The 22,892-nt window shown below is 57.6% G+C and carries 20 protein-coding genes; 6 read left to right on the top strand and 14 right to left on the bottom strand.

The window, feature by feature from the left end; translation table 11 throughout:
- Positions 1 to 21: 21 nt before the first annotated feature.
- Together V3W49_RS06635 and V3W49_RS06630 are read right to left on the bottom strand one after the other, a co-directional pair.
- Complete coding sequence (locus V3W49_RS06635; protein ID WP_500144479.1) at positions 22 to 1,386, bottom strand: colicin-like pore-forming protein; 1,365 nt, start codon at positions 1,384 to 1,386, stop codon at positions 22 to 24.
- Between the two features lie 372 nt (positions 1,387 to 1,758).
- Entirely contained in the window at positions 1,759 to 2,745 is a 987-nt protein-coding gene (locus V3W49_RS06630) for an NAD-dependent epimerase/dehydratase family protein (protein WP_500144477.1), read from the bottom strand.
- 144 nt (positions 2,746 to 2,889) lie between these two features.
- On the opposite strand from V3W49_RS06630, the gene V3W49_RS06625 reads away from it, so the two are divergent.
- On the top strand, positions 2,890 to 3,786 hold the full coding sequence (locus tag V3W49_RS06625; RefSeq protein WP_500144476.1) for a LysR family transcriptional regulator: 897 nt from the start codon (positions 2,890 to 2,892) through the stop codon (positions 3,784 to 3,786).
- Here the strand turns inward: V3W49_RS06625 and V3W49_RS06620 are convergent.
- From V3W49_RS06620 to V3W49_RS06585, 8 genes are all read right to left on the bottom strand, one after another.
- Complete coding sequence (locus V3W49_RS06620; protein ID WP_500144475.1) at positions 3,779 to 4,069, bottom strand: hypothetical protein; 291 nt, start codon at positions 4,067 to 4,069, stop codon at positions 3,779 to 3,781. The genes V3W49_RS06625 and V3W49_RS06620 overlap by 8 nt on opposite strands.
- Positions 4,070 to 4,328: 259 nt before the next feature.
- Complete coding sequence (mhpT, locus tag V3W49_RS06615; RefSeq protein ID WP_500144473.1) at positions 4,329 to 5,546, bottom strand: 3-(3-hydroxy-phenyl)propionate transporter MhpT; 1,218 nt, start codon at positions 5,544 to 5,546, stop codon at positions 4,329 to 4,331.
- A gap of 85 nt (positions 5,547 to 5,631) precedes the next feature.
- Positions 5,632 to 6,639, bottom strand: a complete 1,008-nt coding sequence (dmpG, locus tag V3W49_RS06610; protein ID WP_500144471.1) for a 4-hydroxy-2-oxovalerate aldolase — start codon at positions 6,637 to 6,639, stop codon at positions 5,632 to 5,634.
- Positions 6,636 to 7,583 (bottom strand): acetaldehyde dehydrogenase (acetylating), encoded by a 948-nt coding sequence (locus V3W49_RS06605; protein ID WP_500144470.1) that lies wholly within the window; start codon positions 7,581 to 7,583, stop codon positions 6,636 to 6,638. Before V3W49_RS06605 ends, dmpG begins: the two co-directional genes overlap by 4 nt.
- Positions 7,580 to 8,365 carry a 2-keto-4-pentenoate hydratase gene (gene mhpD, locus V3W49_RS06600; RefSeq protein ID WP_500144469.1) on the bottom strand — a complete coding sequence of 262 codons (786 nt, stop codon included), beginning with the start codon at positions 8,363 to 8,365 and terminating at the stop codon, positions 7,580 to 7,582. Before mhpD ends, V3W49_RS06605 begins: the two co-directional genes overlap by 4 nt.
- A gap of 9 nt (positions 8,366 to 8,374) precedes the next feature.
- The gene (gene mhpC, locus V3W49_RS06595; RefSeq protein ID WP_500144585.1) at positions 8,375 to 9,238 is read right to left on the bottom strand and encodes a 2-hydroxy-6-oxonona-2,4-dienedioate hydrolase; all 864 of its coding nucleotides are present in this window, start codon (positions 9,236 to 9,238) and stop codon (positions 8,375 to 8,377) included.
- A 15-nt stretch (positions 9,239 to 9,253) separates the two neighbouring features.
- Positions 9,254 to 10,201 (bottom strand): 3-carboxyethylcatechol 2,3-dioxygenase, encoded by a 948-nt coding sequence (gene mhpB, locus V3W49_RS06590; RefSeq protein ID WP_500144468.1) that lies wholly within the window; start codon positions 10,199 to 10,201, stop codon positions 9,254 to 9,256.
- A 3-nt stretch (positions 10,202 to 10,204) separates the two neighbouring features.
- Entirely contained in the window at positions 10,205 to 11,872 is a 1,668-nt protein-coding gene (locus V3W49_RS06585; RefSeq protein ID WP_500144467.1) for a bifunctional 3-(3-hydroxy-phenyl)propionate/3-hydroxycinnamic acid hydroxylase, read from the bottom strand.
- A 324-nt stretch (positions 11,873 to 12,196) separates the two neighbouring features.
- Between V3W49_RS06585 and V3W49_RS06580 the strand changes: the two genes are divergently transcribed.
- From V3W49_RS06580 to V3W49_RS06570, 3 genes are all read left to right on the top strand, one after another.
- Positions 12,197 to 12,994, top strand: a complete 798-nt coding sequence (locus tag V3W49_RS06580; protein ID WP_500144466.1) for a DNA-binding transcriptional regulator — start codon at positions 12,197 to 12,199, stop codon at positions 12,992 to 12,994.
- Positions 12,995 to 13,161: 167 nt separating this feature from the next.
- Positions 13,162 to 14,814 carry an alpha,alpha-trehalase gene (locus V3W49_RS06575; RefSeq protein WP_500144584.1) on the top strand — a complete coding sequence of 551 codons (1,653 nt, stop codon included), beginning with the start codon at positions 13,162 to 13,164 and terminating at the stop codon, positions 14,812 to 14,814.
- 272 nt (positions 14,815 to 15,086) lie between these two features.
- Positions 15,087 to 15,617 (top strand): Ail/Lom family outer membrane beta-barrel protein, encoded by a 531-nt coding sequence (locus V3W49_RS06570; protein ID WP_500144465.1) that lies wholly within the window; start codon positions 15,087 to 15,089, stop codon positions 15,615 to 15,617.
- Positions 15,618 to 15,712: 95 nt separating this feature from the next.
- On the opposite strand, the gene betA is transcribed toward V3W49_RS06570, so the two are convergent.
- Genes betA through betI form a run of 3 tightly spaced genes read right to left on the bottom strand, consistent with a single transcriptional unit; the run spans position 15,713 to position 19,506 of the window.
- Positions 15,713 to 17,401: a choline dehydrogenase gene (gene betA / locus V3W49_RS06565; RefSeq protein ID WP_500144464.1), complete on the bottom strand. Its 1,689-nt coding sequence runs from the start codon at positions 17,399 to 17,401 to the stop codon at positions 15,713 to 15,715.
- 24 nt (positions 17,402 to 17,425) lie between these two features.
- Positions 17,426 to 18,898, bottom strand: coding sequence for a betaine-aldehyde dehydrogenase (gene betB, locus V3W49_RS06560; protein ID WP_500144463.1), 1,473 nt, complete (start codon positions 18,896 to 18,898; stop codon positions 17,426 to 17,428).
- Between the two features lie 2 nt (positions 18,899 to 18,900).
- On the bottom strand, positions 18,901 to 19,506 hold the full coding sequence (gene betI, locus V3W49_RS06555; RefSeq protein ID WP_500144462.1) for a transcriptional regulator BetI: 606 nt from the start codon (positions 19,504 to 19,506) through the stop codon (positions 18,901 to 18,903).
- Between the two features lie 293 nt (positions 19,507 to 19,799).
- On the opposite strand from betI, the gene V3W49_RS06550 reads away from it, so the two are divergent.
- The gene (locus tag V3W49_RS06550; RefSeq protein ID WP_500144461.1) at positions 19,800 to 21,839 is read left to right on the top strand and encodes a choline transporter; all 2,040 of its coding nucleotides are present in this window, start codon (positions 19,800 to 19,802) and stop codon (positions 21,837 to 21,839) included.
- A 193-nt stretch (positions 21,840 to 22,032) separates the two neighbouring features.
- Here V3W49_RS06550 and V3W49_RS06545 read toward each other — a convergent pair whose 3' ends face one another.
- On the bottom strand, positions 22,033 to 22,206 hold the full coding sequence (locus V3W49_RS06545) for a hypothetical protein (protein ID WP_500144460.1): 174 nt from the start codon (positions 22,204 to 22,206) through the stop codon (positions 22,033 to 22,035).
- A gap of 254 nt (positions 22,207 to 22,460) precedes the next feature.
- Here V3W49_RS06545 and V3W49_RS06540 point away from each other — a divergent pair, with 254 nt between their 5' ends.
- The gene (locus tag V3W49_RS06540; RefSeq protein WP_500144459.1) at positions 22,461 to 22,892 is read left to right on the top strand and encodes an RcnB family protein; all 432 of its coding nucleotides are present in this window, start codon (positions 22,461 to 22,463) and stop codon (positions 22,890 to 22,892) included.

Here is a 22,892-nt window from a genome sequence, read left to right as displayed (position 1 = left end):
ACTATCTTTCCTTATTTTCATCTAATGTGCCGAACGAACAATATCATTATTTAATCTATCAACCAGATTTTCATCAATAAGTGCCCCCAATACACCGGCAATAACAATACCCATGAGTCCGATAACAACAGCAGGAGCTCCCAGAGAAATTAGCGCGGCACCGAGCGTTGCAGAAAAAACACCCAGAGCAACAGAAGAGACAATACCACTGACAATCCACGTCTCTACCTCCATTATTAGCGGCCCCCAGTTGCCAGTCCGATAGCCTTCAATACTCTTTTGCCTGACCTTCTCCGCCTTCATGGCATAATCCGCCACCTTGAAAGTTTTTCCCAGGGCCGCAAATTTGTTTCCCATATCGTCAGCATTAAATGCCTGCCATGCTTTGACCATGGCTTCCCTGTCTGCTGTGCTGAATTTGAGCCCTGGATTAGCCATCAGTTTATTCATGGAACGCATCGCATCATTATAGTTACGAATTCTTTTTCCTTGGAAGTTTCTGATATTCCCGGCAATCTCACGTGCAAGTTTTTTATAGTTTTCGCCAAGATAGGCCCCAGCTTTGTCACCCATGCTAATAATAATCTCACTGGCTTTAATCAGCACCTCTTTATCTGCTTCTTTCTTCGCTTCCGCAAAATCGCGAACAGCATTCCTGGCAAGTTCTGGAGTACATAAAGGGCTACCTGAAGAAAGGGTGGTGACGGTCACACGATTAAGATCACCATTCCTGACGTCAACTTTATAGCGTGCCAACACATGCTTTTCATTACAATAGACAGTATAAGAATCAATATCTCTGGCTGTTCTCAAGGTAATATGATTAATTAACCTCATGGGCATTTTATTACCGGAGTAATAATAATTATTTTCATCATAAGAACTCCAGTTTCGATATACTTTGGGTGTGTTATCAATTCCGCTTCCCTCCAACACTTTTTGCAGAGAGGTTCCGCCTTCTGTGACATAGTGCTTTTCAGGAACATTCAGGGAATATTTATGCCCTGTATCAATCTCCCCTATCGCACCAGTATATTCTGGTACAGATATCCCCATAATCAGGCCAGTAAGACCAAGTTGTTTGGCCTGGCCGGCATTGAGTCCTTCCAGATTCAACACCATAACCCCTTCCGGGGTGATTTTAAGCACTGAAATACGCACCGAAGGATTCATTTTTCGGGCGGCCACCATCAGGTTTAACAACCTTGTCCTGACCGCTTTATCAGCGCGTATAGCGTTTATCTGTTTCTGCGCCGGGGACGATTTCGCCCCGCTGCTTCCGCTCCCCGCATTCCCACGAGAACCCCCTCCCGGTTCCGGACCGCTTCCCCGCTCGGAACTCCAGTTTGTACCATCACCGTATCCACCATAGCTGAATCCTGCCATATGAGTATCCTCCGTGTTTTAGCTTTTACTGGTTATGCATACAGTGTTATGACCTGAAGGATTATCCATGTCAACTGTGTGTTTTTTTATTTGAGATCTGACAAGTGATGATATGAAAGTATGGAGTTCTGAATCGGGTTGCAGCTGTATATGTTCTGGAATAAATTCTGAACGCGTGCTGAACAGGCGATAGTTATGGAATCGGAGCCCGATCTTGCTGGCGCCGGGCAACGCCTTTAGCCAGTCGCGTAGCGCCCAGCGCTTTGTGCGATTTAATGTGTCGCGCACCGATGAGCCGCGTCTGTATCCTGTTCTGGAACACGCGCTCCATAATCTCGGCCGGCCAAGCCATGGCGCGGATTGTGGCGAGCGTTAAACGCAGCTTGCCCCGTTATCGTCACCGACAAGCGTTGCCTCATACGCCAGACGATACTGTTCCATGCCCTGAACAAATGAGGGACGACGTGTCTGCCAACCGGTTACGCGACGAATTTTGTCAGAGCCGACCCACTGCCAGAAATTGGCCAGGCCGTGAGCGGAGTTAAAGTCCTCTACCTTTCCCTGCTCCGGGGAAACAAACTGTAGTGCCAGCCCGTAGCTGCGGGCCAGGGCTTCGCCAATTTGCCGTGCCGTCTCATAGCGGTCATTCGAGATATTAAACACCTGATTCGCCACCTGGCTTCGGTCGGGATGTTCCGCCAGCATGACGTAAGCCTCTGCGCAATCATCCACGTGACAGGCATGCATGACGGCATTGGGATCGGCCATCAGCGAGAGCGTCCCCGGGCTATTCGCCGCCAGGCAGAAAAGCGCGCCGTAATAGCTCGATGAGTGCCCATAGACAATCGTCGGGCGTAATATTACGACATCAAAGGGCGTCTGGTGCTTATCAAGCAGATTGCTGCACAGGTTGCTACGGGGAAGCAGCATATCCGGCGGATTTATCGGGCTATTTTCGCTATGGGGAGCCAGCGCTGGATCGCCATGCTTTTCGCTCATCCTGCCATAGTCTTTACATCCGCTGGAAAACATTACAAGAGAACGGACACCCAGGGCCTCACTGGATGCAACCAGCGCATCCATCATGGTACGAACTTTAGCAAGATGTCCGGCGGCATCATGCCGATCTTCGGTGTTCGACACTATGACATCGAACGCCACATCACTTATCTGCGCCATAAAGGTGAGATTTTCCGGAGAGCCGACAACGGGAAATATCTCCTGGCGGGCCAGTTCCTGGGCCAGCTCAGGGCGTCGAATCAACCCATAGACTTTCCACCCGGCCCGGCAGAAGGCCTTTGCAACCGCATTGCCGATATAACCGTTAGCTCCGGTGACCAGAACGTTTTTTTGATTCATGTGGTTCCCCTTAATGGATTACGCCGTCATTGCTTGTGTATGGCGCAGCATGCATGCCATATTTTCTTCAATAACAGACTAACGCTTTAATTGGGGAATTTGTGTCCCCGGACTGGGGCATAGCCCGGCAAGGGGGGAGTAAAGATGGAAAAGCTGGCGGATATCGGAGCATTACAGGCCTTTGTGGCCGTTGCTGACAGCGGCTCATTTGTAGAGGGAGCGCGGCGGGTTGGCCTTTCCCGCTCAGCGGTGGGTAAATCTATTGCACGACTTGAAGAGTTGCTGGGGGTCCGGCTGCTTCACCGCACCACCCGCAGGATCGGCCTGACGGCGGATGGACAACTTTTTCTTCCTAAGGCAATGCAGATCCTGAGCGACCTGGAAGAAGCTCAGACAGAGATTCAACGCGCCGGGGCAGCCCCCCACGGCGTTTTGCGGATAACGGCGACCGAAGCTTACGGACGTCAGGTGATTCTGCCCATTGTGGCGAGTTTCCTTGAGCGCTGGCCAACGGTTTCTGCTGAGACTCAGTTTACCGATCGCGTCATCGATATTGTGGAAGAAGGATACGACGTTGCCATTCGCTTTGGCGCACCTTCGGTATCGTCCGACCTGATTATGCGTGTGGTGGCCCGCTCGTCGGCACAGCTTTGCGCCTCTCCCGATTATCTGGCCCGCCGGGGAACGCCGGTGTCACCAGAGGAGCTGGCGAATCATCAGCAGCTGGTATCCGGCTCACGCCACCACCAGCGCGCATGGATTCTTCAGACCCGCGCAGGCTCCCCTGTTTCCGTTGCCAGAAAGCCTTTTCTGCTCAGCGATAACGCCAGCGCGCTTCGCGATGCCGCGCGGTCGGGACTGGGTATCGCCTGTCTGCCGCGGTTTTTGATTGAACAGGACATTGAGCAAGGGATATTGCGGCCCGTACTGGCGGAATATTCAACGGCGGAATTTCCCATCTGCGTGGTTTACCCTACCCGCCGCCAGCTTTCTCCCAGAGTCAGGCATTTTATTGACTGGCTGGTCGAGCAGCTTAATTAGGGTTTATGATCGGCCCATCAGTGTAGCCTCCCCCCCTGGACGACTGGCAGCGAAACGCCTGCTTTTGTCCGGCATGAGCGATAACCAGGGGAATATGCCCGGTTTTCCCCATATCGAAATCAACGCGGGAAGTGCCGTCCTTTTCCGTACGTTGAAAAGTCATAATGCGGGTATCGGCATCTTTATCGACAGGTTCAACAAAGCGGTAGATCTTATTCGAAATCGTCACCGTCTGATTTCTGGCATCCATCAATGCCGACAGCCGCCTTCCCTGCTGATTCACACATTCCAGGCGCATCAATGGTGAATATGCCGATACCGTATCATCTCTCTGCTTCAGGCTTTTCTGCGCGCAGCCCGATAAAAGCAGAGGTAATAGCAAATAGCCGATTGATTTTATGCTCAATTTCACCCACCAGTAAGAAAATTAAGGCCTGCTGCAACCTTAGCAGTTAGCGGTGGAGTTTCAATATCACGGCTGAATGGTATTTGACGGCTGGCGGATAGCGCCGAAATCCACTTCCGGTGCCAGCGATTTACCCCTACTGCACGGCCTCCCCCTCTGAATAACGATTTCCACGCCCCAGCAGCCAGAAAACCGCCAGGCCGGCCACCAGAATACCCGGGGCCGATGCCGCCATCACGCCTGCGGTACCGGCCCCGGCGGCCAGCATTTTTCCGGCCAGTAGCGGACCGGTCATGGCGCCGAGTCGCCCGACCGCCACGGCGGCCCCTACCCCGGTTGCACGTATCGCGGTATTATAGAAACGCGGCGCCAGTGCATAGAGCACGCACTGACCGCCGGTAGCGAACAGTCCCGCCACAAAGCCCACCATCAGCATGGTGTCGAAGCGCGAAGCCATCCCCAGCGCCAGAAGGGATCCCAGCATGCCGCAGTAGATCAGCAGCGCCATCGTCAGTGGCGACAGTCTGTCCATCAGCGCACCCAGCGCCAGGGTGCCCAACGCTGCACCAAATTGCAGCATCAGCATGACCTGGCTCGCCTGACCCTGGCTGAAGCCCTGATCGACCAGCAGTACCGGCAGCCAGTTAATCAGCAGATAGACCACCAGTAGCGTAAAAAAGTAGCTGGCCCACAGCAGCAGCGTGGCGCTGACTGCGCCGGGCCGCAGCAAGGCGGTTAACGATGCGCCGTCATTATTCCCGGCCTGCGCAACGAACTGTCGTGATTCATCCAAATAGCGATACAGCAGCGGCACCAGTAACAGCGGCACCACGCCCCCCACCCAGAATACCGTTTGCCAGGGCAGCGCGATCCCGCCCGCGCCAATGGCCGCCGCCAGGGCTGCCCCCAGCGGCACGCCGCAGTACATCAGGCTAACGGCGACTCCGCGCAGTCGCGGACCAGCAGATTCCGACGTCAGGGCGATCAGATTAGGAAGCGCCGCCCCCAGACCGACACCGGTCATTAGCCGGGCGAATAGCAGGCTGTAGTAGTCCCACGCCAGCGCCGTCGCCAGCGAAAACAGGCCGAACAGGGTGACCGAGCACAGCAGCAGGATTTTGCGCCCGTAGCGGTCCGCCAGCCAGCCACCGCCCAGTGCCCCGGGCAGCAGGCCAATAATGCCAGCGCTGAACACCCAGCCCAGCGCCATGCGATCCAGAGAAAACGCCTCCGCCATTCCAACGGCGGCAATGCCTGCGGCCTGGAGGTCCAGCCCTTCCATCAGTGCAACCAGAAAGCAGAGGCCGATGGTCAGCGCCAGGCGGCCATCGGACTTACGGTGATTCTGTTTCATCGGCAGTGCCTTTTATACAGGTGAGGTAATGAGATAAGTACAATAAGGCGCGGAAGTACATGGCCCCCGCGCCTGATATAGCGGCTTAGCCGCGATTTTTCAGATCCAGCGCCACGTCGACGATCATATCTTCCTGACCGCCCACCATCCGGCGTTTGCCCAGTTCTACCAGGATATCGACCGCGCTCAGGCCATACTTCTGTGCCGCCACTTCGCTGTGGCGCAGGAAGCTGGAGTAAACCCCGGCATAGCCCAGCGCCAGGGTTTCACGATCCACCCGTACCGGGCGGTCCTGGAGCGGGCGCACCAGATCGTCGGCGGCATCCATCAACTGGTAGAGATCGCAGCCGTGCTGCCAGCCGATTTTGCTGGCAGCGGCGATAAATACCTCCAGCGGCGCGTTACCGGCCCCGGCCCCCATACCCGCCAGACTGGCGTCCACCCGGTTGGCGCCCTCTTCCACCGCGGCGATGGAGTTGGCCACCCCAAGGCTCAGGTTGTGATGGGCGTGGATCCCGGTTTCGGTTTCCGGCTTCAGTACCGCCTTCAGCGCCCGGAAACGGGCGCGAATATCGTCCATATTCATGGCACCGCCGGAATCCACCACATAGACGCAGGTAGCGCCGTACTCTTCCATCAGCTTCGCCTGACTGGCCAGATGTTCCGGGCTGGTCATATGGCTCATCATCAGAAAGCCGACGCTGTCCATTCCCAACTCGCGGGCGCAGGCGATATGCTGCTTTGAGACATCCGCCTCGGTACAGTGGGTGGCGACCCGCACCACCCGGGCGCCCGCTGCATAAGCCCGCTTCAGATCGTCAATGGTGCCGATCCCCGGGATCAACAGCGTGGCGATACGCGCCTGACTGACCGATTCCGCGGCGGCGGCAATCCATTCGGGATCGCTGTGGGCGCCGAAGCCGTAGTTAAAGCTGGAGCCCTGCAGGCCATCGCCATGGGCCACTTCAATAGAGTCCACCCCGGCTTTATCCAGCGCTGCGGCTATCTGGCGTACGTTATCCAGTGAATACTGATGGCGAATGGCGTGCATACCGTCGCGCAGGGTCACGTCGGAAATATAAAGTTTGCTCATGCTGCCCCTCCTTTCATGGCAAGCGCCTGCGCAATACGTTCACCGGTGGCGAGCGCGGCGGAGGTCATAATGTCGAGGTTCCCGGCGTAAGCGGGCAGATAGTGCGCCGCCCCCTCCACCTCCAGGTAGATGGAAACCTTAAGCCCGGAAAAACGACCGATCCCCGGTAGGGTCAGCGGCGCATCCGGCGGGATACTGTCGAATTGCACCTGCTGCTTCAGGCGATAACCAGGCACCCAGGCCTGTACCGCCGCCGCCATCTCTTCCACCGAGGCGGCAATCTGCTGTTGGTCAGCCTCGTCGCACAAGACATAAACGGTGTCGCGCATCATCAGCGGCGGCTCCGCCGGGTTAAGGATGATAATCGCTTTGCCCTTCGCAGCCCCGCCGACGGTTTCCAGCGCCCGGCTGGTGGTCTCGGTAAATTCATCGATATTGGCACGGGTGCCCGGCCCCGCTGATTTACTGGCTATGGATGCCACAATCTCGGCGTAGTGTACTCTGGCAACCCGGGAAACCGCCGCCACCATCGGGATGGTGGCCTGACCGCCGCAGGTCACCATATTGACGTTGCCCTTGTCGAGGTGCGACTCCAGATTGACCACCGGCACGCAGTAAGGCCCAATGGCCGCAGGCGTTAAGTCCACCACCCGAATGCCCGGCTTCGCGGCGCGCAGCTTCGCGTCGTTGTGAATATGAGCACTGGCGCTGGTGGCGTCGAATACCACATCGATAGCGGCGAATTCCGGCATAGCGATAAGGCCATCCACTCCCTCGTGGGTGGTGGCGACCCCCAGCCGCCGCGCCCGGGCCAGACCATCGGAGCTGGGATCGATGCCCACCATCGCTGCCATCTCCAGCTGCTCGCCGTGGCGCAAAATTTTGATCATCAAATCGGTACCGATATTGCCGGAACCGATAATTGCCGCGCGAACCTTACTCATGCCTGCTCCTGCGAAAATGTTGCTGCTACCGTACCTATGCCGTCGATGGTCGCTTCAAAGCGATCCCCCGGCTGCACCGCCACCATCGGCCCCAGAGCGCCAGTCAGAATGGTATCGCCGGCCCGCAGCGGCGTGCCCAGGCTCGCCATTTTGCGCGCCAGCCATACCGCAGCGTTAAGCGGATGCCCCAGACACTCACTGCCGCGGCCCTCGGAAACCTGCTCGCCGTTGCGAGTCATGGTCATGGCGCAGTCGCGCAGACTCAGCCCCGCCAGCGGCTGCGCCGGGCCGCCCAGCACATACAGGCCGCAGGAGGCGTTATCGGCCACGGTATCCACAAAGGCGATAGACCAGTCGCGAATGCGGCTGCCCACCACCTCCAGCGAGGGCATTACCCAGGCCACAGCGTCGCACAACTCGGCGAAAGTGGTGTCTGGTGATGGCAGACTCCGGCCCAGCACCAGGGCGATCTCCGCTTCGATACGGGGTTGCAACACCCGGTCATACGGCAGCGTTTGGTTATCGCCATAGCACATATCGGCGAACAGGGTGCCGAAGTCGGGTTGATCTACCCCCAGTTGCTGCTGAACCCGGGGATGAGTCAGCCCCACCTTGCGCCCCACCACCCGGCGCCCTTTCTGCTGCCAGTAATCCACATTGAGCTGTTGGATCTCATAAGCCGCTTCCGGCCCGGCTATCTGCTCGCGCAGCGGCGCGATGGCCTGCCCGCGCTGTTCCGCTTCGCGCAGCTGTTCAGCCAGCTGTTCGGTTATCTTCGTCATTCTGCCCCCTTAGCGACGTAAAAAGTCGAGCACCAGTTGGTTAAAGTTGTCTGCATGTTCCCACTGGGCCCAGTGGCCGCAGTCGCGATAGACGTGGAGTTCAGAACCGGCAATACCGGAAAGCAGACGCAGACCGGTATCCATGGGCACAAAGCGGTCGTTGCGCCCCCAGACGATCAGAGTCTGAGCTTTGATCTCCCCCAGCCGCGGGGAGAAATCCGGGAACTGTTTCGGGTTGAGTTCGCTGCTCTTCACAAAGTTTTCCAGGTGGTCGCGACGCGCCAGAATGTTATCCAGCCGCGCCTGGAACAACGCATCGGTAAGATCGCTGGTGTCATAGACGAAGATCTCCATCATCAGCTTCAGATTGTCGATGGTCGGTTCGCGATACAGCTTTTGCAGGCGTTTGATTCCCTCGGTCGGCATTGGGGTAAACAGGCTCATACCGCCGGTACCCCCGCCCATCAGAACCAGTTTGCCGACCCGCTCCGGCCAGCTCAGGGTAAAGGCCACCGCGCTGTGACCGCCCATCGAGTTACCCAACAGATGCACCCTGGACAGATCGAGTTTGTCCGCCACCTGCTTCAGTACCCGGGCGTTAAGATCGGAACGCGAGCCGTCGTTGATAATGGTGTCGCTTTTGCCCCAGCCCGGGCAGTCGAGCAGAATAACGCGATAGCCCGCAGCCACCAGCGGGTCGATATTACGGCTGAAGTTGGCCCAGCCGGTGGCCCCCGGCCCGGAACCGTGCAGCATAACTACGGTTTCATCGCCGCTGCCGCAGTCGTTATAGTGAATTCGCAGGGGCCGGCCTGCCTCTTCTATTTCGATAAAGTGGCTGGTGGCGGCTTCGGTTTGCGGTTGTGTCATGATCGTTCTCCAGGTCAGTTAGTTATGGCTCGGGGCGGCGCTTAGCGAGGCGAAACCGGCAATCCATTCTGGAATTTCCCGGTAGTAACGCCCTTCGGTGCGATAGTTGCCAAAGGTGGAAAGCGCGGCGAAAGCGGCCACCCAGGTTTTAATTTCGTGGCTGGATTTCCCCGCCAGGGTTGACAAATGGTCGTTGCTCACCGCGTCCAGACTCTCGGTCTGGCCGTCGCTAAGCAGGTCAAGGAAGTGGTTATCCCACTGAGGATTCAGGGGATAGAGCGTGTTCTGATCCTGCACAAAGGCTTTAGCGGCGCTGATGGTACGGCTCTGGCGCTTCTGACGCTCGTCCGCCGACAGCTGCCTGCCGCTGCCCAGCAGCCGATCGCGCATATGGGCATCCGCCTTCGCCAGTTCCGGTACCGGCGGCTGGTGCGAAAGCCCGCCCGATCCCAGAAACAGCACCCGCTTATTCAGGGAGCGGGTAAAGCGCCCCACGGCTTCGCCCATCAGACGGGCGCGGCGGAAACCGGGCATCGGCGGCGCTACGCCGTTAATAAAGACCGGCAGCACCGGGCGCGCTTCCAGCCCGCCTAACAGAAACTCCAGCGGCTGGGCGAAACCGTGATCCACCTGCATGCAGTAAGAGACCGCCATATCGATATCTTCATCCATCAAGCGGGCGGCGCAGGCTTCGGCCAGTTCGGTCGGTACCGAAATCGGCCCGGCCAGGCTCTTAAAGTCGCCGATGGCATGGCAGCCCACGCCCAGGCAGAACGGCGGCATCACGTCGTAGAAAAAGCCGTTGTAGTGATCCGGTGCAAACAGCACCACCAGTTCGGGATCGAAGGCGGCAATGCGCGCCCGGGCCTGAGCAATGGTATTTTCCACCTCGGCCAGTACTTCGGGGGCCGGATCGTAATAGCCCACCAGCGGGGTGTGGGAAAGACAGTGCAGATAAGCGTTCACGATTCAGGCCACCTTATCGACGGATTGTTGAAGTTCAGGCTGGTTCAGGGTCATGGCGCGCTCCAGAGCGTCCAGGGTCGTTCCCAGGGTCTGGGGAATAGCGGTGGCGGCGACAAAGCGGTCGGGGCGCAGTACCGCTACCGAATCCGGAATAGCGGCAAACCATTTACGCAGCCGATCCTCGGGATCGCCGATCCACAGCGGCCCCTGCCGTTCACCCGGGTTGTTCGCCAGCTGTTCGTCCGGTACTGCCTGAATAAAGACCGCGCCTCTGGTGCGCCAGCGGGCGATCTGCTCTTCGCTCAACCAGTGCAGTGGATTGGTGCCCCAGCCCACCACCGCAAAGTTTGGGCCAATCAAGTCATCCAGCAGGACGCTATCCCCCCTGGCCCGGCTTACGCGCGGCTGAATAAACATCCTGCCGACCGGCGTGGTTCTGGCGCCCTTTTCCGGCAGCACCAGCGCGCCGCTGTGATAGCGCGGCATCGGTTTGAAACGCATCTCCAGGAAATAGCGTTTGACTGGCGGTAGCGCATTCATCGCCCAGGTGACGGCGTCGCGTAGCGTGCCAAGCCAGCGCTTCGGCGGAGCCAGCACGTGCCCTGCGGTAACCGAAAGATCGATCATCGCCTTCGCATGGTCGCGACGCTCCTGCTGGTAGGTATCCAGCAATGCGTCCCCGGCCTTACCCTGCACCACCAGCGCCAGCTTCCAGGCCAGGTTGAATGCGTCGCGAATACCGCTGTTATACCCCTGGCCCTGCCACACTGGCATAATGTGGGCGGCATCCCCCGCCAGCAGGATGCGCCCTTCACGAAAGCGCCCGGCCAGCCGCGCATTGTGGGTGTAGACCCGCTGGCGTATCAGCTCTACCCGGTCAGGATCCGGCAGTGCCTTTTCCAGCAGGCGGCGCATATTTTCCGGCTGGCTGAGCTGCGCTTCGGTTTCACCCGGCATCACCATAAATTCAAAGCGGCGCACGCCGTGGGGCAGCGCGGCCGACACCCAGGGGCGTACCGGATCGCAGCACATATAAACATGGGGCGAGCCCAGCGGATCGTTGGCGATATCGATAACGATCCACTGATTAGGGGCGGTTTTACCTTCAAACGAGATGCCCAGTTCCCGGCGCACCGTACTGCTGCCGCCATCGCAGGCCACCAGCCGGCCGGCCCGTACCCGTTCACGACGTCCGTCCGGCGCCGTCATTTCCAGATGAACGTCGTCATTACGCTGGCTGAACTGTTTAACCTCCCGGGAAAACAGCACCTCTACGTTGGGAAAACGCGCAAGGCCACGGTGCAGAACGGCATCGACCAGAGGCTGAATAAAGGCGTTGCGGCGTGGCCAGCCGAACTCATCGGTCATCGGCTGGATATCGGCAAAGCAGCGCCCTTTCGGAGTCAGAAAGCGCATCGCGTGGCGTGGCGTGGTGTGCGGTAGCACCTCGTCAATCAGCCCAATGGACTGCATGGCGCGCAGTGCTTCGTCATCAATACCGATAGCGCGCGGGTAGTCGATAAGCGCCTCCAGCTTTTCGATAACCAGCACCTGAATTCCCATCTGCCCCAGGTAGTTGGCGATGGTCAGGCCCACTGGCCCGGCCCCAAGAATGGCGACATCGCAGCGGTAATCGGTACCCGGAGCGATATCCGTCGTGGTTTGAGTCATTGCATTACCTCCATGCGCTCTCCCCGCCGTTTTTCGGCAAGGGGCGGCCCTCTCCCGCAGGCGGAAGGAAAAGCCGGGTTGCGTTTTACGCGCCTCTTACTGTGCAGGCGCGGCGTCGTTTCAGGTCGACAGCACCGAAAGGCGTGGAGTCAGCAGGCCGGATAACCCGTGACGAAGCGATTTGCGGTGCAGGGTCAGAGTTGTTGTTATTTTCTTGTTAAATATCTTTAACATTTACGCAGCAACAGCGACAATGAAAAAGTCATGCGCTGTGCACCTGGTGCACTTTTATGATTTATAAGGATTTAGTCAGGATTTGGTGATATGACTCATAATGCCGATTACAAAAATGTACGCGGTCTGACCCGCGGTTTGACCCTGCTCAATACTCTGAATCACCTTGACGGTGGCGCCAGCGCCAGCGAACTGGCGCGCCTGACCGGCCTGCATCGCACCACGGTCAGGCGACTACTGGAAACCCTGGTCCATGAGGGCTATCTGCGCCGTAGCCTGTCGGATGACAGCTTCCGTCTGACCCTGAAAGTGCGCGAACTGAGTGAAGGCTTTCGCGACGAACAGTGGGTTTCATTGCTGGCGGCGCCGCTACTGGGGGATCTGCTGAGCGAAGTGGTCTGGCCCACCGACGTCTGTACTCCGGATGTCGACGCCATGGTGGTGCGTGAAACCACCCATCGCTTCAGCCGGCTCTCCTTCCACCGTGCCATGGTCGGCCGTCGTCTGCCTATTCTGCTGACCGCCGCCGGCCTCACCTGGCTGGCCTTTTGCGCAGACAACGAGCGGGAACGGATTATTGAACTGCTGGCGCAAAAGCCCGGTGAAGAAAATCAACTGGCCCGGGAGCCAATACGCCTGGCGGCATTGCTGCGCCGCATTCGCGCCAACGGTTTTGGCGAAAACTATCGGGGCTGGCGGCTTGAAGAAAAAATCGCCGCCATCGCCGTACCGCTACGTCACGGCGACCGGGCCATTGGTAGCCTGAATCTTATCTGGATCGCCAGCGCCATGAGCGTGGAGCAGGCGGTAGAGCGGCATCTGTCGGCGTTAAACCGGGTGGCGGATAAAATTGGCGAGGGGTTGAACGCGCAACGGGCGACCGGTTAATTCCGCAGGTACAGGTTATGTTACAAAAAAAGCCCCGCGTTACGCCTGAACCAGCCAGGGATTCAGGCGAATCCAGCCGCCCCCTCACCCGGTGAATGCTACGCTTAACTGGTAGCCAGGGCCGAATGCCCTTATATGACGACAGCAGTCCGGAGGTCATTATCACCATGCCCAACCAGAAATTAAACGTTGTGGGAATATCGGAAGCGGATGCCGAAGAAGAGATTCTGTTTGAACTCGACCCCTGCGAATTAAAACTGGATGCCATGATTGAAGCGGAGCCGGAACCGGAGATGATTGAGGGGCTACCGGCCTCCGACGCTCTGACGCCTGCAGATCGCTATCTGGAACTGTTTGAACACGTGCAGGCGGCGCGCATCTTCGCCGACAGCAAAACCTTCCCCGACTGCGCGCCGAAAATGGATCCGCTCGATATTCTGATTCGCTATCGCAAAGTGCGCCGCAAGCCCGACTTCGATCTGCGTCGCTTTGTGGACCAGCACTTCTGGATGCCGGAAAGCCATCACAGCGAGTACGTCTCTAATCCCAGTCATTCTCTGAAAGAGCATATCGACAGTCTGTGGCCGGTGCTGACCCGGGAGCCGCACGAGCATCTTCCCTGGTCATCACTACTGGCGCTGCCTCAACCTTACATAGTGCCCGGGGGGCGTTTCGGCGAAGCCTATTACTGGGACTCCTACTTCACTATGCTGGGGCTGAGTGAAAGCGGCCGTGACGATCTACTGCGCTGTATGGCGGATAACTTTGCGTGGATGATTGAAACCTATGGCCATATTCCGAACGGCAACCGAACCTACTATCTGGGACGCTCTCAGCCGCCGGTATTCGCGCTAATGGTTGAACTGTTTGAAGAAGACGGCGTGCGCGGCGCCCGGCGTTACCTGCCCCATCTGCATATGGAGTACGCTTTCTGGATGGACGGCGCCGGATCGCTGTCGCTGAATCAGGCCTACCGCCATGTGGTCTGCATGCCGGACGGTACGCTGCTTAACCGTTACTGGGACGACAGGGACACGCCGCGCGACGAGTCCTGGCGCGAGGATGTGGAAACCGCCCGGCAGTCCGGGCGCCCGCCAGGCCAGGTCTACCGGGATCTACGGGCCGGTGCGGCGTCCGGCTGGGACTATTCATCGCGCTGGCTGCGCGACAGCAACCGGCTGGCCAGCATTCGTACCACGCAGTTTATTCCGGTGGATCTCAACGCGTTTCTCTACAAGCTGGAAACCACTATCGCTAATCTGTCGGCGCTGGAGAAAGATAAAACCACCGAAGCGCAGTTTCGCCAGCGCGCGGAGCTGCGGCGCGCCGCTATCACCCGATATCTGTGGGATGATGAAGAGGGCTGCTTTCGCGACTACGACTGGCGTCGCCAGCGACCAGGTCTCTTTTCAGCCGCCGGGATAGTGCCGCTGTATGTGGAACTGGCCACCCACGCCCAGGCAGAACGTATGAAGACCGCCGTGCAGGAGCGACTGCTGACTCCGGGCGGTTTGCTGGCTACCGAGTATCAGACCGGCGAACAGTGGGATAAGCCGAACGGCTGGGCGCCGTTACAGTGGATGGCGATTCAGGGCTTTAAGCGCTACGGCCACGACGCGCTGGCGGATGATATCGCCCGACGCTGGCTGAAGACCGTGAATCACGTTTACCGCAGCCACCATAAGCTGATTGAAAAGTACCATATCGCCGATGCCACGCCTCACGAAGGGGGCGGCGGCGAATATCCATTGCAGGATGGTTTCGGCTGGACCAACGGCGTGGTACGACGGTTAATCGGATTATATGGTGAACCATCGTAAATAACGGGCGCGGTCTGATTGCCGCGCCCGTTATTTTATTTCCCCGACGCCATTCGGGATTTATACAAAAAATGTCATAACAGACAATAAATGCGCTTAATTATTACTGGCCGTTAAAATAACATCAACAGAAGCTCAACGCTGAACGACTAAGATAAAAAGCCATCACAAAATGTTAAACCAGACTCTGCCGAACGCTACAGAATTAATACATCGACACCCAAGGATGTATTAATTAAAAAAGAAAGCAGAAGGTAAACATGATGAAAAAAATGACTTACGTATCAGCTATGACCCTGGCTCTGGCATTAAGTTCCGTCTCAGTAGCTGCCAATGCAGCGGCTGGCGATAGCAGCGTTTCATTAAGCTATGCGCAAAGCCACTTTAACCACAGCCACGGAGACGACGCCAAAGGCGCCCAGTTGCAGTACCGCTATGAGTTCGACGATAACTGGGGGCTGATGAGCGGCATCACCTATACCGGCACCTCTTTTAGCGACAGCGCCCGTCACGGTGCCGGCGATGGACACGGCAATCATCACTACTTTTCGGTAAAAGCCGGGCCGACCTATCGTATTAACGACTGGGTCAGCGTCTACGGCGATATCGGTTATGGCTATGCGCGCAGTAAATATAATACCGCGCATAAACACAGCACCAGTGATGACTCCCTGTTTATTTATGGTGCAGGTCTACAGTTTAACCCCTATCAGAACTGGGTTATTGATGCTGGTTATGAATATGGCGCAGCAGGCGATATTCAGGTCGGCACCTGGAATCTGGGTGTCGGTTATCAGTTCTGATATCAATAATGATAAAAGGCAGGCAATGGGCAGCCTGCCTTTTTTATTTTCTGATGTCTCATAATAAAAGCCGGCTGAATGGCCGGCTTTTATTGTCAGGAGACTTTGCGCATCGGCTCCCGACGCACCGGCGCATCCCCCGCCACATAGTATTTTGCTTCACTGCGCGGTAACGGCTGATGGCCGCGAATGCGATCGGCTATCTTCTCACCAATCATAATCGTCGTGGCGTTCAGGTTACCGGTGACAATTTGCGGCATAATGGAAGCATCCACCACCCGCAGTCCCTCCATACCCTGTACCCGCCCCTGGTTATCGACCACCGCCATCTCATCGCTGCCCATTTTACAACTGCCGCACGGGTGGAACGCCGTTTCGGCGTGGTTGCGCACGAACTCGTCCAGCTGTTCATCGGTCTGACAATCCTCGCCGGGACTGATTTCGCGACCGCGATATTTGTCCAGCGCGGGCTGGTTCATAATTTCACGGGTGATGCGAATCGCATCGCGGAACTCCTGCCAGTCCTGCTCGGTGGACATGTAGTTAAACAGGATGCTCGGATGCTCATTCGGGTCCCGGGACTTCAGCCGTACCCGTCCGCGGCTCGGCGAACGCATGGAGCCGACATGGCACTGGAATCCATGCTCGTTTACCGCGTTAGAGCCGTTATAGTTAATAGCCACCGGCAGGAAGTGGTACTGAATGTTCGGCCATTCGAAGGCTTCACGGCTGCGGATAAAACCGCCCGCTTCGAACTGATTGCTGGCGCCGATACCGGTACCGCCGAACAGCCATTCGGCGCCGATTTTCGGCTGGTTCCACCATTTCAGGGCCGGATAGAGCGATATCGGCTCTTTACACTCGTACTGAAGGTACATCTCCAGGTGATCCTGCAGGTTTTCACCTACGCCGGGCAGGTCATGAACTACCGGAATCCCCATGCTTTGCAGAAAATCTGCCGGGCCAACGCCGGAACGCTGCAGGATCTGCGGCGAAGCGATAGCCCCGGCGCACAGCAGTACTTCGCGCTTTGCCGTCGCCTGGCTGATAATGGTGCTGCTTTCACCTTCGTAAAACTCAACGCCCACCGCCCGCTTGCCTTCAAACAGAATGCGGTCGGTGATGGCGTGGGTCACTATGGTCAGATTCGCCCGTCCTTTAGCCTGATCCAGATAGCCGCGCGCGGTGCTGGCACGACGGCCGGACGGCGTAACGGTACGATCCATCGGCCCGAAGCCTTCCTGCTGATAGCCGTTGAGATCGTCGGTGCGTGGGTATCCCGCCTGCACGCCGGCTTCCACCATAGCGTGAAACAGCGGGTTGTTGCCGTTCTTCGGGGTGGCGACCGAAACCGGGCCATCGCCGCCGTGCCAGTCATTGGGGCCGATATCGCGGCTTTCCGCCTTGCGGTAATAAGGCAGGCAGTCCAGGTAGCTCCAGTCTTCCAGACCGGGGGTTTTAGCCCAGTTATCCAGATCCATCGCGTTGCCGCGAATGTAGCACATGCCGTTGATCAACGAAGAGCCGCCCAGCCCCTTACCCCGGCCACACTCCATGCGGCGGTTATTCATATAGGGCTCGGGATCGGTTTCGTAAGCCCAGTTATAGCGCCGCCCCTGAAGCGGATATGCCAGAGCGGCGGGCATCTGGGTGCGAAAATCAAATCGGTAATCGGGGCCCCCCGCTTCCAGTAGCAGAACGGTGGTTTCGCTGTCTTCGGTTAAACGGGTTGCCAGTACGTTACCTGCGGATCCGGCTCCGATAATGATGTAATCAAATTCCACGTGTCGCTCCGTAGGTTAGGTTAATCAAAAGACCGACTGAAAGCGGTCCATCTCCAGCTGAATGGATTTCACCCGGGTGTAGCTTGTAAGCGTCATCAGGCCATTTTCGCGCCCGATGCCGGAATGCTTGTAGCCCCCCACCGGCATTTCCGCCGGGGATTCGCCCCAGGTGTTGATCCAGCAAATGCCTGCTTCCAGCTGATGAATAATGCGGTGTGCGCGGTTGAGTTCGCCGGTGACTACGCCAGCCGCCAGACCATAATCGGTATCATTGGCGCGACGAATCGCTTCTTCTTCGCTGTCATAACTGAGCAGAGACATCACCGGGCCAAAGATCTCTTCCTGAACGATGGTCATATCGTCGCGGCAGTCGGTGAAGATGGTCGGCGCCACCCAGGCGCCTTTGTCGAACTCCGCGCCTTCCAGCCGACCGCCGCCGCACAGCAGACGCGCGCCCTGAGCCTTGCCGCTTTCGATATAGCGCAGCACGTTATCGCGATGCGGGAAGCTCACCATCGGCCCAAAGTTAGTGGCCGGATCCATCAGATCGCCCGCCTTAATGCGCGCCACCCGCTCCAGCAGGCGCTGCTCCAGCGCTTCTTTCATAGCGGCCGGTACGAACACCCGGGTGCCGTTGGTACAAACCTGACCCGAGCTGTAGAAGTTGGCCATCATGGCGATGTCTGCGGCCAGATCGAGATCGGCGTCATCACAGATAATCAGCGGCGATTTCCCCCCCAGCTCCATAGTCACCTCTTTAAGGGTCGAGCCAGCGGCGTTCGCCATCACTTTCTTGCCGCTGGCGACGCCACCGGTAAACGAAACCTTAGCGATGCCGGGATGCTCGGTCAGTAGCTGGCCGGTCACCGGGCCGCGACCCGGCAGAACGTTAAACACCCCATCCGGCAATCCCGCTTCTTTATAGATCTCCGCCAGGCGCAGCGCGGTCAGCGGCGTTACCTCGCTGGGTTTAAAGATCATGGCGTTGCCCGCCGCCAGGGCCGGCGCCGACTTCCATAGCGCTATCTGAATCGGGTAGTTCCAGGCGCCGATACCGGCCACCACGCCCAGCGGTTCGCGGCGGGTATAGACAAACGAGGTATCGCGCAGCGGGATCTGCTGGCCTTCCAGGGCCGGTACCAGGCCTGCGTAATATTCGAGTACGTCAGCGCCGGTAACGATATCAACGCTGGCGGTTTCACTGAACGGCTTACCGGTATCCAGGGTTTCCAGGGCAGCCAGTTCGTCGTTGCGGCTGCGCAAAATCTCCACGGCGCGGCGCAGGATACGCGAGCGCTCCATGGCGCTCATCGCCGCCCAGACTTTCTGGCCGCGGCTGGCCGCCTCTACCGCCAGATTCACCTCATGCTCGCCCGCTTCGTGAACCTGAGCCAGCACTTCGCCGTTGGCCGGGTTGATGGTGTCAAAGGTGGCGCCGCTGTGGCAGGCCACGTACTGACCGTCTATCCAGATTTGTTGTTCTCCCAGGCGGGACATAGCTACTCCTGTCGATTGGGGCGGGCCTGCGCAAGCTGTTGACGAATAAACTGAGTCGTCAGCGTTTGTGCTGCCTCGCGGTTAAAGGGTTGGCCGCTCAGGGCGGCGCGCAGCCACAGGCCGTCGATTAACGCAGCCAAACCATAACCGGCCAGCCGCGCCTGCTCTTTTGGCAGTTCACGTCGGAACTCCACCACCAGAGTGGAATACAGACGCCGGTGACTCACCTCCTGTAATCGCCCCAGACCGTGCTGGTGCATGCTGCTGGCCCAGAAGGCCAGCCAGGCTTTGGTCGCCGCGCTGTGAATCTGCGTCTCGTCAAAGTTGCCATCGACAATGGCCTTTAAGCGTGCTTCTGCGTCCGATTGCGGCAATGCCTTAAGCCGGTCGGCCACCGCTTCGCGAAGCTGGGCGGTAATATCGCGCATCGTCGCTTCCAGCAGTCCGTTCTTATCGCTGAAATAGTGGCTGATAATGCCGGTTGACACCCCTGCCCGCCTGGCGATTTGCGCGATGGTGGCATCGTGCATTCCCACTTCGTTTATGGCGTTCAGGGTGGCGTCGATCAGCTGACGGCGCCGTATCGGTTGCATACCCACTTTAGGCATGACGACAACTCCTTCCATCATTTTCTGTTATCTATTTAATCGTTTTTTGATTGGACGTTCAATATAAAATGTGTATTAATTGTTGCCTGATATTGGTTTATTTGTAACTAAAAAGGTAAATAATGTGTTTTTGATGGGGTGATTTTTTGATGATAATCAAAGGATTGAGCCATATTGTGCCGTCGGGACCGCAAACGGCCTTCCCGGGGGAGTAAGATCCTGCCCCTTCCATTTAATAAGAAAGTTTTTACTGCTCAGTCGAGTAGTCAGCGTTACTTAACCTGAGGTAATCGATGACGAATCCCATTCCACCTTCCTGTGAAAAAGACAAACTCAACCCCGTGGTGTTTTACACCTCCGCAGGGCTGATTTTGTTGTTTTCACTGATGGCCATCTTCTTCAGTCAACAGACCGCCGCCTGGATAGGCAGCGCCCTGAACTGGGTTTCCGCCACCTTCGGCTGGTACTACCTGCTGGCCGCCACGCTATATATCGTGTTTGTGGTATTTATCGCCTGTTCACGCTTTGGCGATATCAAACTCGGGCCAGAACAGTCCAAGCCGGAATTCAGTCTGCTGAGCTGGGCCTCTATGCTGTTTGCCGCCGGTATCGGTATCGATCTGATGTTCTTTTCGGTGGCCGAGCCCGTCACCCAGTATATGCAACCGCCGGAAGGCGCCGGGCAGACCCTGGAAGCCGCGCGCCAGGCCACGGTCTGGAGCCTGTTCCACTACGGTCTTACCGGCTGGGCGATGTACGCCCTGATGGGCATTGCGCTGGGCTACTTCAGCTACCGTTATAACCTGCCGCTGACCATCCGTTCCGCCCTGTATCCGATTTTCGGCAAGCGCATCAACGGCCCGGTCGGCCATACGGTGGATATCGCAGCGGTGATCGGCACTATCTTCGGTATCGCCACTACGCTTGGGATCGGCGTGGTGCAGCTTAACTATGGCTTTAGCGTACTGTTCGACGTTCCCAATAATCTCGCTTCTCAGGCAGCGCTGATTGCCCTGTCGGTGATTATCGCCACCATCTCGGTGACCTCCGGAGTCGATAAAGGCATTCGCTTTCTGTCGATCCTGAATGTGGTTCTGGCGCTGGGGTTGATTCTGTTCGTGCTGTTCGCCGGGAATACCGAATTTTTGCTCAACGCGCTGGTGCTTAACATCGGCGACTACGTCAATCGCTTTATGGGCATGACCCTGAACAGCTTCGCCTTTGACCGCCCCACCGAGTGGATGAACAGCTGGACCCTGTTTTTCTGGGCCTGGTGGGTGGCCTGGTCGCCGTTCGTGGGGCTGTTCCTGGCGCGTATTTCCCGGGGTCGTACCATTCGTGAATTTGTGGTCGGCACCCTGATTATTCCATTTGCCTTTACCCTGCTGTGGCTGTCGATCTTTGGCAACAGCGCCCTGTACGAGATAATCCACGGCAACGCCGGTTTCGCGGCCGAAGCCATGGCGCACCCGGAGCGCGGTTTTTATAGCCTGCTGGCCCAGTATCCGGGCTTTACCTTTAGCGCCTCGGTCGCCACCATTACCGGTCTGCTGTTCTATGTAACCTCCGCCGACTCCGGCGCCCTGGTGCTGGGTAACTTCACCTCGAAGCTCAAGGACATTAACAGCGATGCGCCCCACTGGCTGCGTATCTTCTGGTCGGTGGCGATTGGTCTGCTGACCATAGGGATGCTGATGGCCGACGGCATCACCGCCCTGCAGAGCACGACGGTGATTATGGGGCTGCCGTTCAGCTTCGTGATGTTCTTTATTATCGCCGGTCTGTATAAGTCTCTTAAGGTCGAGGACTATCGCCGCAAGAGCGCCAACCGCGATACGCCGCCGTGGCTGGCTTCGGCTCAGGATCGCCTGGGCTGGAAAAAACGGGTATCGCGGCTCATGAACTATCCCGGCACTCACCATACCCACGAAATGATGGAGCGAGTCTGCCTGCCCGCAATGGAAGAGGTAGCCCAGGAGCTCCAGGTGCGCGGCGCCACCGTTGAGCTTAACAACCTGCCGCCGGAAGCGGGGGAAAATCTTGGCCATCTGGAGCTGCTGGTGCATATGGGCGACGAGCAGAACTTCGTCTACCAGATCTGGCCCCAGAAATATTCGGTACCGGGCTTTACCTACCGGGCGCGGCGCGGCAAGTCCACCTACTACCGGCTGGAAACCTTCCTGCTGGAAGGCAGCCAGGGTAACGACCTGATGGATTACAGCAAAGAGCAGGTGATCCTCGATATTCTGGATCAGTACGAACGCCACCTGAACTTTATCCACCTCAATCGCGAAGCGCCGGGCAGTAATATTACTTTCCCGCACGCCGGTTAACCCACAAACAGCAACGCCCCGTTATGGGGCGTTGAGACTGATGGCAGACCTGGGCCGAACAGGTTCGCCCAGAATCACCAGAAAAATAAGCACGGAAAATCAATTCATTGATTTTCGGCTGATAACCACAAAGAGGGAAAAACCACGTTTTTCCCTCTTTGTCATCAACCTGAACGCTCCGTTATGGGGCGTTTTATCCATTCTGCGGCGCCACCGGCCCCACCACGGCGCGCAAGGCTTTTTGAATTCCACGGCCGCGCTTCACGCCGGCCCAGCGATTAGCGCAGGCTTCGCGTAGATCCTGCGTCTGCGTGGCGCCTGGCCAGCGGCCGGTTAACGCCTGAGTAAATCGGGACGGTCTGTTCATCCTCACCTCCATGCAAAAGAAGAAAAGTCGTTTATTGTCAATACGTTGACAACCAATAACGCAACTATAGCAATCCATCTTCCTGTAGGCTATACGGTCTGTCTCATTGACGGGTAAATTCGCGCAAAGGAGTTTAGGGATTTGTGGCTTTTTGGTGAGGGTATACCAGGAATCCTCTGACTCAGCGATCTGATTCACAATTTCTCCATGGTTAACCGCTAAAACTGTATCAAACAACAAGCCAGGAGGCGCTTATGAAAAAATTAATTGCCCTGACCATGATTCTGACCTGTGGGTTAACGCCGCTGGCGCAAGCCCACGATCGCCATGGTTCTGACGATCGTGGCTCACCGTCGCATCAGGAAGCACACGGCGACCACAGAGGCCACGGAAGAGCGAATCATCATGGCCCCGGCGACAACCGCGGACATGAGCGGGGGCCGGATCGCCATCAGATGCGCGAACGGGATCATTTCGCCTGGAATGGCCACGATTTTCGCAAGGGGCACCCCATGCCCCACGGCTTCCATGACGATCGCTATCGGGTGAGCGACTGGCGCGGCCGCGGCCTGCCGGCGCCCCCTTCCGGCCATCACTGGTCTTATATTGACGGCAACTATGTACTCATTGCCGCCGCCACGGGTATCGTCGCCAGCATTCTGCTGAGCGGCGCGTTTAATCGCTAA

Source organism: Rosenbergiella sp. YN46, assembly GCF_036620675.1.
In the GTDB taxonomy this organism is placed as follows: Bacteria; Pseudomonadota; Gammaproteobacteria; order Enterobacterales; family Enterobacteriaceae; genus Jejubacter.
The sequence above is the reverse complement of the archived record's forward strand: the minus strand, read 5'-3'. Positions and strand labels throughout refer to the sequence as shown.

Excerpts from the sequence above, each read along its gene's own strand:
- V3W49_RS06635 (WP_500144479.1), bottom strand. The coding sequence starts at position 1,386 with ATGGCAGGATTCAGCTATGGTGGATACGGTGATGGTACAAACTGGAGT.
- V3W49_RS06630 (WP_500144477.1), bottom strand. The coding sequence starts at position 2,745 with ATGAATCAAAAAAACGTTCTGGTCACCGGAGCTAACGGTTATATCGGC.
- V3W49_RS06625 (WP_500144476.1), top strand. The coding sequence starts at position 2,890 with ATGGAAAAGCTGGCGGATATCGGAGCATTACAGGCCTTTGTGGCCGTT.
- mhpT (WP_500144473.1), bottom strand. The coding sequence starts at position 5,546 with ATGAAACAGAATCACCGTAAGTCCGATGGCCGCCTGGCGCTGACCATC.
- dmpG (WP_500144471.1), bottom strand. The coding sequence starts at position 6,639 with ATGAGCAAACTTTATATTTCCGACGTGACCCTGCGCGACGGTATGCAC.
- V3W49_RS06605 (WP_500144470.1), bottom strand. The coding sequence starts at position 7,583 with ATGAGTAAGGTTCGCGCGGCAATTATCGGTTCCGGCAATATCGGTACC.
- mhpD (WP_500144469.1), bottom strand. The coding sequence starts at position 8,365 with ATGACGAAGATAACCGAACAGCTGGCTGAACAGCTGCGCGAAGCGGAA.
- V3W49_RS06585 (WP_500144467.1), bottom strand. The coding sequence starts at position 11,872 with ATGACTCAAACCACGACGGATATCGCTCCGGGTACCGATTACCGCTGC.
- V3W49_RS06580 (WP_500144466.1), top strand. The coding sequence starts at position 12,197 with ATGACTCATAATGCCGATTACAAAAATGTACGCGGTCTGACCCGCGGT.
- V3W49_RS06575 (WP_500144584.1), top strand. The coding sequence starts at position 13,162 with ATGCCCAACCAGAAATTAAACGTTGTGGGAATATCGGAAGCGGATGCC.
- V3W49_RS06570 (WP_500144465.1), top strand. The coding sequence starts at position 15,087 with ATGACTTACGTATCAGCTATGACCCTGGCTCTGGCATTAAGTTCCGTC.
- betB (WP_500144463.1), bottom strand. The coding sequence starts at position 18,898 with ATGTCCCGCCTGGGAGAACAACAAATCTGGATAGACGGTCAGTACGTG.
- betI (WP_500144462.1), bottom strand. The coding sequence starts at position 19,506 with ATGCCTAAAGTGGGTATGCAACCGATACGGCGCCGTCAGCTGATCGAC.
- V3W49_RS06550 (WP_500144461.1), top strand. The coding sequence starts at position 19,800 with ATGACGAATCCCATTCCACCTTCCTGTGAAAAAGACAAACTCAACCCC.
- V3W49_RS06545 (WP_500144460.1), bottom strand. The coding sequence starts at position 22,206 with ATGAACAGACCGTCCCGATTTACTCAGGCGTTAACCGGCCGCTGGCCA.
- V3W49_RS06540 (WP_500144459.1), top strand. The coding sequence starts at position 22,461 with ATGAAAAAATTAATTGCCCTGACCATGATTCTGACCTGTGGGTTAACG.